Below are 9,541 nucleotides of genomic sequence, written 5' to 3' on the forward strand. Positions count from 1 at the left end.
GTTTTATAAGCATAAAAACAAATACGATATCCACTATTAATACGATATGAAAGTCAAGTTTTCTAAATAAGGGGGGATTTCTGATGACGGAAACGATTCCTCATTGGTTAACAAAACAAGCGTATTTAGCTCCTAATCAACCTGCAATAGAATTAGAGAATGGTACAACACTAACTTTTCTTGAATTAAAACAAAAGAGCCAGATATTTGCTAGAAAATTAGCAAGCTTGGGAGTCAAAAATGGGGATCATATAGGTGTTTTGTCAACGAATGACGTAAGAATGATCATTGCTATCCACGCATTAAGCTATCTTGGATCAGTGGGGGTTTTATTAAATACCAGACTTACGACACAAGAATTAAACTATCAACTCCGTGATGCAAAGGTTTCAATTGTTCTTACCTTGGATGACCTTTATCCCAAGGCAGAACAATTGGATGTTGAGATCGTTCGATCGTTTTCCATGATTGATGATTGTATGGAAAAGAAAATACCATTAGTTACGGAACTAAACTTAGAAGATGATTTTACAATTATCTATACTTCTGGAACAACTGGTTTTCCAAAAGGAGTTGTACATACGTATGGGAACCATTGGTGGAGTGCTATTAGCTCTGCCTTAAATCTTGGTTTGTCTAAAGAAGATAAGTGGTTGGCTACTTTACCGATGTTCCATGTGGGAGGATTATCTATCTATTTAAAAAGCGTTATTTATGGTATGCCGGTAATGTTGTTTGAAAAGTTTCATGTGGGAAGTGTCCATCATGCTATTATGCATCGAGGTGTTACCATGATATCAGTTGTTACTATAATGGTACAACGGTTGATGGAAAAGCTAGGCGAAGAATTTTACCCTGAACATTTCCGCTGCATGCTTTTAGGCGGAGGACCTGCACCTAAAGCATTATTAGAAAAAGCAAAGGAAAAGCTGGTACCGGTCTTTCAATCATATGGTATGACAGAAACATCATCTCAAATTGCAACATTAAGCCCCCACGATGCCTTGAATAAGGTAGGTTCCTCCGGAAAACCTTTAGTACCTGCGCAATTAGATATTATTAATCCAGATCATGAAAATATCGGTGAAATTCTTGTGAAAGGTCCGATGGTAACGAAAGGGTATTTTCAAAATCAAGCTGCTAATGAAGGCTCCTTCAAAGATGGTTGGCTTGCAACGGGAGATCTAGGCTACCTTGACGAAGAAGGGTTTTTATATGTAGTGGATAGAAGGAAGGACCTAATTATTTCAGGAGGAGAAAATATATATCCCTCCGAGGTAGAAAGTGTAATAGCCGGTTTGGAGCAAGTAAAAGAAGTTGGTGTAGTAGGTGTGGAGAATGAGAAGTGGGGACAAGTGCCGTATGCTTTTATTGTTCCGAATGATCCAAAATTAGATAAGGAAGATGTTTATCACTTCCTTCAAACACGGCTGGCAGCATATAAGATTCCAAATGAGATCTATTTTGTAGAAGAATTACCTAGAAATGCTTCGAACAAATTAGTTAGAAGTAAGCTATTAAACTTAATGAATAAATAGAAGCGAAAGCAACAATAATGAAACGCCCGGTTTAAAAACGAATGTTTATTAAGAAGGGCTAGGATGGATTTTCTACGGTTCGAGACTAATTCATAGTTGATGTAGAATGCGCAGTAACTTCTCTCCGGCATGGTTATTAACTTTCTTCCGCTCCTTCAAAACGATTGCTATAACACCGCTGCGGCAGAATACTTCGCTGTCACTTCCAGCACAAGGCCGACATCTGTTCAAGCTACTTGCAGCCACTTTCACAGTGTCTAATTTGCCGTGGGCACGGCATCAGCCAGGGAGCATCTTGGGTATGCTTCTTTGCCCTTGCGCTGAGGAATATGCTTCGAAGCGATGCTAGAAGACGCAGGCGCATCACTCTGTGGTCTTCGGACGCATGCTGTTCGCACAGGACAAGGAATACATAGACAGCATTACGCCTCACGAAGAAAATTGACTTTTATTTTTGAGGAGTATTCTGCCACACTAGTGGTGGTGTTGTGATTTTTGGAGAGTAAATACCCACTATAATAGTAGTGGCATTACGTATAAAAATTGTTTCATACCTTAAGTTGTGCAATCTATACAAAATTTTGGCCAAGCTTATTTCTATTTAATTGTTCTTCATTAGTGGTTCATAATTAGTTGAATAGATCGGTTTAAGTTCTTCTTTAGGTGCTATATGTAATTTCGCGTGATTCACAGCTATTGGCCCTTCATTAAACCCTCCAGCTATTAGGTTTAATTTACCCTCATAGTTGGCTATATCGCCTACTGCAAATATTCCTGGAATCGATGTAGCCATTGTATGATTTACCTGTATAGTTCCATTATTCATTACCATTCCCCATTCAGTGATGGAGCCAAGATCAATAATAAATCCATGATTTACAATGACGCTGTCTATTGTAATTTCCTCTAATTTATTACTGCCTACTTCCTTGATAACTACACTTGAGATTTGTCCGTTACTTCCTTTTAGCTCGATCATTTCAAAAGGACTAAATACTCGAACCGAAGAATTTTTCATTTTAGTTATATTACTTTCAATACCAGAGAAATCTGGTTTTCGATATACTACTGAAACTGTTTCTGCTATCGGTTCAAGTTCATTTGCCCAATCTATAGCGGAATTACCTCCGCCAGAAATTAGAACATGTTTTCCAGCATAGCTATTTAGTTTATTAATGTGATAATGAAGGCTAGTACCTTCAAAGTGATTAGCTTCTGGAAGGTCCAGTTTAACTGACTGTAATGTTCCATAGCCCGTAGCTAATATAACCGTTTTCGTAAGATGGTTCGTACCATTATGACTAGTTAATAGAAACGTACCATCATCTAATCTCTTCATTTTTGTAATTTGTTGTTCTAATACAACCGTAGGATCAAATGTCATTGCTTGTTCAATTAAATTCTCTGTGAATTCTTCCCCTGAAATATGTGGAATTCCTCCAACATCACGAATGATTTTTTCTGGATAAAAATAAGGTACCTTTCCCCCTAAAAAAGGGAGGAATTCTATTATTTTGGTTTTCATTTCTCGCATTCCACTATAAAATGCTGTGAATAATCCTACTGGACCACCACCAATAATTGTCACATCATATAATTCTAGTTCTCTTGACATATGTTTTCCTCCTAGTCGGTTACTTTGATTTCATTAATAAATAGACAAAATATGGTGCACTTAGAATAGCTACGACAATACCAACGGGAATTTGTGTTGGTGCAAGTATATTTTTTCCAATCATATCGGCAACCATTAGCAACAATGCACCAATTAATGCAGATATAGGAATTATAAATTGATGTAATGGACCAATTAACTTTCTTGCAATATGTGGAACTACTAACCCTAAAAATGCAATTGCCCCACCAGCGGCTACCGCAGCTCCTGCAAGTGAGACGGCAATTATTAATAGTTTTAGCCGTTCTTTTTCAACACTTGTTCCAAGACCAGATGCTACTTCATCTCCGAAATGTAATACATTTAAAGCATGAGCTTTTTGTAAAGCTAACGGTATCAATATAACGATCCAAGGTAAAAGTGCTAGGACAAAATTCCAATTCGCACTCCAAATATCACCAGATAGCCAAACCGTTGCCTGTCTAAAATCTTGGGGATCCATTTTTAATTGAAAAATTATTAATAACGCACTAAACCCAGCGTTTATCCCAATTCCGACTAGAATTAATCGAATTGGATTAACCCCTTTTTTCCAAGCTATTGCGTAAATTAACAATGCAGCAAATATTGCACCACCAAGGGCAGAAATTGGCATCATAAATATCGACAGAAAACCATCTATATCCAATCGATTTTGGAAAAAGAAGATATAAAGTACAACAGCAAGTCCTGCACCCGTATTAATTCCTAGAATACCTGGATCAGCTAATTCATTTTGTGTTATCCCTTGTAATATTGCTCCTGATACGGCTAATCCAGTACCAATTAAGAGGGCTAACAGGATACCAGGCAAACGAAAATCAAATAAAATCAATTCTTGTCTTTGTGTTCCATTGTTAAATACTGTCCTTATAACATCGATAGGAGAGATTTGGATGATACCCGTACTCAAACTAGTAAAGAACATCAAAATGATTAATAGTACAAGTAAGCTGATTATAATTAGAAATTTCTTTTGTTTTTTTTCTTCATAAGTATTCATTATTTTCCACCTCCACTACCACGTGCCAAATATAAGAAGAACGGAACGCCGATTAAGGAGGTAATTGCGCCAACCGGTGTTTCAAAGGGTGCATTTATAAGCCTTGAACCAATATCAGCTAATACGAGAAGTAATGCACCAAATATTGCAGAAGATGGAATAATCCATCGGTAGTCTGTCCCCATGATAAATCGGGTAATATGTGGAACAATAAGTCCAACAAATCCGACAGCACCTGCAATAGATACTGCAGCACCTGTAAGAATTAGTACGGATAGTATTCCGAGAAGTTTGGTTACCATGTTTTTTTGTCCTAAGCTAGTGGACACATCTTCACCTAAACTTAAAACGGTGATGGACTTTGAAATTCCAAGCGCAAGAATTAAACCGACTAAACCAGATATCATTAATATTTGAATTGAAGTCCAATTTGTACCTGCTAGTCCTCCAGCTAACCAAAACCCCATTTGTTTTTCAAGTTGAAAATGTAGGGAGATAATGGATGATATGGAACTTAGCATTGTTCCTATCGCTACCCCTGCTAAGGCGAGCTTAACGGGAGTTAGCCCACCAGCTGACAAGGAACCAATTACAAAGACAATAACGACTGCTATACCAGCACCCATAAATGATGCAAATGTTGTACCGAACATGGTTAGCGTAGGAAAGAATGCAAGTGTTATGACTAAAGCAAAGGCTGCTCCGTCAGTAACCCCCATGATCGATGGTGATGCTAGAGGGTTGCGAGTCATACCTTGCATAACTGCACCTGATACAGCTAGGAATGCACCTACCAAAGCAGCAGCTAAAGCCCTTGGTAAACGCAATTCTTGTACTACCTGATGATTTGTTAGTTCAGGATTAAAATGAAGTATTGCATCCCAAACGGAAGTAAGCTCTATATGTACTGCGCCAAATGAGATAGAAAGTCCAATGGACAATATTACAGCTATAAATGCAATAAAATTAATAAGGATTTTTAAACTTTTTGAATTTGCTAACATGATTTACTCCTAAGATTTCTTTAATAAAAATATATATTGACTTCATAATTGAAAATGATTATCATTTACATAAGATTATAACATATTGGAGGAATACATATGCATATAAATTTTAAAAAATACTTGACAGTTTTTATAGGATTAGTTGGACTAATTGTACTTGTTTCTGGATGTGGAACGGATGATTCCAATGACGAATCAGTACAATCTAATACAGAAGAAAACACGGAGGTCACTCTTGATTCAGAAATGGGTGATGTAACGATTTCTCTACCTGTTGAGCGAGTGATTGCACCGTATCACGAAGATGCATTATTAGCACTCGGTATTACTCCTGTGGCCAAATGGGCTATTGGTACCAGTATTCAAGACTATCTGGAAACAGAATTGGGTGACTTGCCAAGTATTGAATGGAATTTACCTTTAGAGCAAGTGTTGAGCCACGAACCTGATCTCATTATTTTAGAAAATAACTTAGAAAGCTATGAAGGAACATATGAGGATTATAACAAAATTGCTTCAACTTATGTAATGACTGAAGAGACGACAACTAGTTGGCGCAATCAAATTGAGACATTTGGAACACTTTTTGGAAAGGAAAACGAGGCAGAACAGGTTTTGAATGATTATGATGCAAAGGTTGCTGAAGCAAGCGAGAAAATAAATGAAGCACTTGGTGAAGAAACGGTAGCAGCTATCTGGGTAGCAGGGGAACAATTCTTTTTATTTGAACATAACCGTCACAGCGCAATAGTTCTTTACTCGGAGTTAGGAATAAATCAACCAGATCTTGTTACAGAGTTAGGTGACGCAGAGTTACAATGGAATCCATTATCGATTGAAAAGTTATCTGAATTAGATGCTGATCATGTATTTTTGCTGGCAACAGAAGGAGAACCCGGAATTGAAATTCTAGAAAATAGTGCTGTTTGGCAAAGTACACCGGCTGCTGAAAGTGGTAACATTTACCGAATAAATGATCCAAGTAATTGGACGAATAGAGGTTTGATTGCATCTGAGCAAACAATTGATGACCTTTTGGGTGAATTAATTGATTAACATTTATGATTAAATTTAATAATTGATAACGATTATCATTGACTAAATGATGAAAAGGAAATAAACTAGAAGTAGTAATGAAGTAGGTAAATGCACATATTAATATGATATATGTATTTATAGTACGGTGTAGGGAGAGATTCCAATGCAAACGTTGACGGCAAAAGATTTAACACTTGGATATGGTGATACAATTATCATCGACGATTTAAACCTTGAAATTCCTAAAGGGGAAATTACAGTTTTAATCGGCGGTAATGGTTGTGGAAAATCAACATTGCTTCGATCTTTGGCTCGTCTTATGAAGCCAAGGGGTGGAGATGTTGTTTTAAATGGGGAAGACATAGCTAAAATGCCTACAAAAGATGTGGCAAAAAAATTAGCTATATTACCACAAAGTCCAATTACTCCTGAAGGATTGACTGTTAAAGAATTGGTTAAACAAGGAAGACATCCATATCGAGGCTTTTTAAAGCAATGGTCAAAAGATGATGAAGATGCTGTTAATTATGCATTAGATGTAACCAATATTCGTGATCTACAAGATCGTTCCGTTGATTCCTTATCTGGTGGACAACGTCAACGTGCTTGGATTGCGATGACCCTTGCACAGGATACGGATTTAATACTATTAGATGAACCAACAACCTATTTAGATATGACACATCAAATTGATGTATTGGATTTATTATTTGAACTTAATGAAAAAGATAATCGGACCATAGTTATGGTATTGCATGATATCAATCTTGCTAGCCGATATGCACATCATATTGTTGCAATTAAAGACAAACAGGTTTTTGCACAAGGTAAGCCAGAAGAAATTATTACATGTAACCTCGTGCATGAAGTTTTTGATATGAAGTGTGATGTTATGTATGATCCAATGTTTGGTACACCAATGTGTATACCACATGGACGTGGTCGCTGTATATACAATCCGAATATATAATAATATTGAACTGAAACTCATCAATCATTTGATGAGTTTTTTTGCAAGTAAGAATGCTCTCTTATGCAGCATAAACAACTAAGGAAGTTACCATAAAGGATGATATTCAATAGATAAGTGCTTCTAAAAAACATAGAACATTTTTTCCAAGAATTCCACTAGCAATAGCCAAGTTTTCTATGCTTATTTATGTAGGAATTACATACTTCCTATTTTTTGTGCCACATTAAGTATAGGAGGTATGCAGAATGGAAAAGAAAAAATATTATGTCAGTCTACAAGCTGGAGAAATATCGCAAATTAAGTATGATAATAATGATGAGTTCTTGATTTATGCTACAGACGAGGAAATAGATGAGCTTCGTTCTAAAATAAACCAAATGGATGATGCTGCCTTTGGGACGTTTTTGCGGGCACATATTCCAATTAAACCGTACCATGAAGACCCTCAAAATGATGACTATGATGCAGGAATAACAGAGGCTTTTCAAATGTTATATCAATTAGGAGATGAAAATACTAAATCTCATATAGAAAGTATAGGAATTCTATCAAATAGACATATGTAAGTAGAGTTAGGAATAGGATAATTATATATCTTATTCCTTTTTTGACAGATAGGAAGTATAAAATTTCCTATCCTGCATAAGTGCAACAGAGGCTTGACATAAACTAAGTTTTCAAAAAAATGTAGGGATTCTGTCAATTTCGAGGTAAATGCTAATTCTTCTAATGTTTATAACTTATCTCTAAAAGGAATAATATAATTAGCAATGAATTAGGAGGATGATTGATCAAATGATACGTAAATCTATTCATGCACTCATTATCGCCTTCGTATTATTTCTAGTATTTCAACTAAATGAATTGCATTTTACTTCAGCCAATGACTCGATTGGTGAAGAGGGTAGCCAGCAAACACATGTAGAAGATTTAAATGATAAAACTAGTAACCAAGAATCTGATTCTAATCAATACAACATTACACATATGGAGATTGTTAAACTTACGGATGAGTTTATGAATATTCTTGTGCAAGATATTGATGAAGAATATCGAGTTGTCCATTTTGACACAAAAGAAGAATTGGTGCGGAAATTTGAAGAAGTTACTACTCAAGAGGTTGCATTCCCATATGTTGACTATTATTATAATGAAGAAGCGGGCAGCTTATATATCGTTCCAACCGAGACTCCACCATGGTTTATGGAAGAAAATGATTATGATATAGTACAATTAGATGAGAATCAGATTAAAATTATTCAGGAAAATCAATCAGTACTTTATGGAAACTATATCATTGAAATAGTGTTCACACACCATAACGATAAATGGAAAATAACCGAGATATTGTATCCAGCATAATAGATTTTCACGAAGAAAAAGGCAGCTGAAATAATGTATACGTTTAGAGATTATTATAATAATGAAGTAAAGTTTTCCTTTGAAGATCACCCTTTTTCACCTGAGCCAAAGCATGTATGGGTAATTTGTTTATATCAAAACAAATGGCTTTTGACTGATCATAAAAAGCGTGGATTAGAATTTCCAGGTGGAAATGTTGAAGAAGGAGAAACAGCAGAACAAGCCGCAATTAGAGAAGTAAAAGAAGAAACAGGTGGTATAGTAACAGATTTAACGTATATTGGTCAATATTATGTATATGGGAAAGGTAGACATATAGTCAAAAATGTTTACTTTGCTCGTATCGACACACTGCGTAAAGAAGAAACGTATTATGAGACAAATGGTCCAGTGTTGATAAATAAGATACCATCAAATATTAAACGAAATCATACGTATAGTTTTATTATGAAAGATCATATTTTAACGTACTGTATAGATTATATTAAGCGTGAATTTGTTAAAAGTAAAAAGGATGTAGATGTGTAATAGAGGCTATTTTGAAGTGAAAGCCTAAATTCGTCTTGGGAAAAAGTTTGGAGGTATCCAGGCTTTTTTAATGCGATGAGAAAGAGGAGGGAGTTATGATCACGGCCAAAATTCTTTGTTGGGAGAATGAAAATGTCTATGAGAGGGGGTGTCACGGTACAATTCTTTTCTGGGAGGATGGATTTGTCCATGAGAGGAGTTATCATGGCTGAAACTTCATTCAGAAAAGCATAGAACGGGGCTTGTCAAGAAAAGTGTGTAAGTTATTCTAAATACTTTAACACACGTTCATTAAGGTGATCATGAATTAACAGCTGATTCATGACCATTGCCCATTGTTGAATATGGCCGCCTTCCCACTTATTTTCAAGTTCTTTAGTTCGTAAATACAAAACTTTTAGAAGGGCGTTCTCGTTTGGGAATGCTCCTTTTTTAGTC

General features: G+C 35.9%; 9 protein-coding genes and 1 pseudogene. 6 read left to right on the forward strand and 4 right to left on the reverse strand.

Features of this window, described 5'->3' with window-relative positions; translation table 11 throughout:
• The first annotated feature begins 83 nt into the window (after positions 1-83).
• A complete protein-coding gene (locus GMD78_RS16975) occupies positions 84-1,538 on the forward strand; it encodes an o-succinylbenzoate--CoA ligase (protein WP_155670454.1) in 1,455 nt (484 codons plus the stop codon).
• Positions 1,539-2,139: 601 nt separating this feature from the next.
• Here the strand turns inward: GMD78_RS16975 and GMD78_RS16980 are convergent.
• The 3 genes from GMD78_RS16980 to GMD78_RS16990 are packed head-to-tail and all read right to left on the reverse strand — an operon-like array spanning position 2,140 to position 5,199.
• Positions 2,140-3,153: an NAD(P)/FAD-dependent oxidoreductase gene (locus GMD78_RS16980; RefSeq protein ID WP_155670456.1), complete on the reverse strand. Its 1,014-nt coding sequence runs from the start codon at positions 3,151-3,153 to the stop codon at positions 2,140-2,142.
• A 19-nt stretch (positions 3,154-3,172) separates the two neighbouring features.
• On the reverse strand, positions 3,173-4,195 hold the full coding sequence (locus GMD78_RS16985) for a FecCD family ABC transporter permease (RefSeq protein WP_155670458.1): 1,023 nt from the start codon (positions 4,193-4,195) through the stop codon (positions 3,173-3,175).
• On the reverse strand, positions 4,195-5,199 hold the full coding sequence (locus GMD78_RS16990) for a FecCD family ABC transporter permease (RefSeq protein ID WP_155670460.1): 1,005 nt from the start codon (positions 5,197-5,199) through the stop codon (positions 4,195-4,197). Before GMD78_RS16990 ends, GMD78_RS16985 begins: the two co-directional genes overlap by 1 nt.
• Positions 5,200-5,298: 99 nt before the next feature.
• On the opposite strand from GMD78_RS16990, the gene GMD78_RS16995 reads away from it, so the two are divergent.
• The 5 genes from GMD78_RS16995 to ytkD all read left to right on the forward strand — a co-directional run bounded on the left by GMD78_RS16995 (position 5,299) and on the right by ytkD (position 9,103).
• Complete coding sequence (locus tag GMD78_RS16995) at positions 5,299-6,258, forward strand: ABC transporter substrate-binding protein (protein WP_155670462.1); 960 nt, start codon at positions 5,299-5,301, stop codon at positions 6,256-6,258.
• A gap of 145 nt (positions 6,259-6,403) precedes the next feature.
• On the forward strand, positions 6,404-7,210 hold the full coding sequence (locus GMD78_RS17000) for an ABC transporter ATP-binding protein (RefSeq protein ID WP_155670464.1): 807 nt from the start codon (positions 6,404-6,406) through the stop codon (positions 7,208-7,210).
• 248 nt (positions 7,211-7,458) lie between these two features.
• The gene (locus tag GMD78_RS17005; RefSeq protein ID WP_155670466.1) at positions 7,459-7,779 is read left to right on the forward strand and encodes a hydrolase; all 321 of its coding nucleotides are present in this window, start codon (positions 7,459-7,461) and stop codon (positions 7,777-7,779) included.
• A 217-nt stretch (positions 7,780-7,996) separates the two neighbouring features.
• Positions 7,997-8,575 carry a hypothetical protein gene (locus tag GMD78_RS17010; protein ID WP_155670468.1) on the forward strand — a complete coding sequence of 193 codons (579 nt, stop codon included), beginning with the start codon at positions 7,997-7,999 and terminating at the stop codon, positions 8,573-8,575.
• Between the two features lie 33 nt (positions 8,576-8,608).
• Entirely contained in the window at positions 8,609-9,103 is a 495-nt protein-coding gene (gene ytkD / locus GMD78_RS17015) for an RNA deprotection pyrophosphohydrolase (protein ID WP_155670470.1), read from the forward strand.
• Between the two features lie 263 nt (positions 9,104-9,366).
• Here the strand turns inward: ytkD and GMD78_RS17020 are convergent.
• Positions 9,367-9,541, reverse strand: a pseudogene (locus GMD78_RS17020) (IS256 family transposase); the annotation flags it as partial.

The organism is Ornithinibacillus caprae (assembly GCF_009728145.1).
GTDB lineage: Bacteria > Bacillota > Bacilli > Bacillales > Amphibacillaceae > Ornithinibacillus > Ornithinibacillus caprae.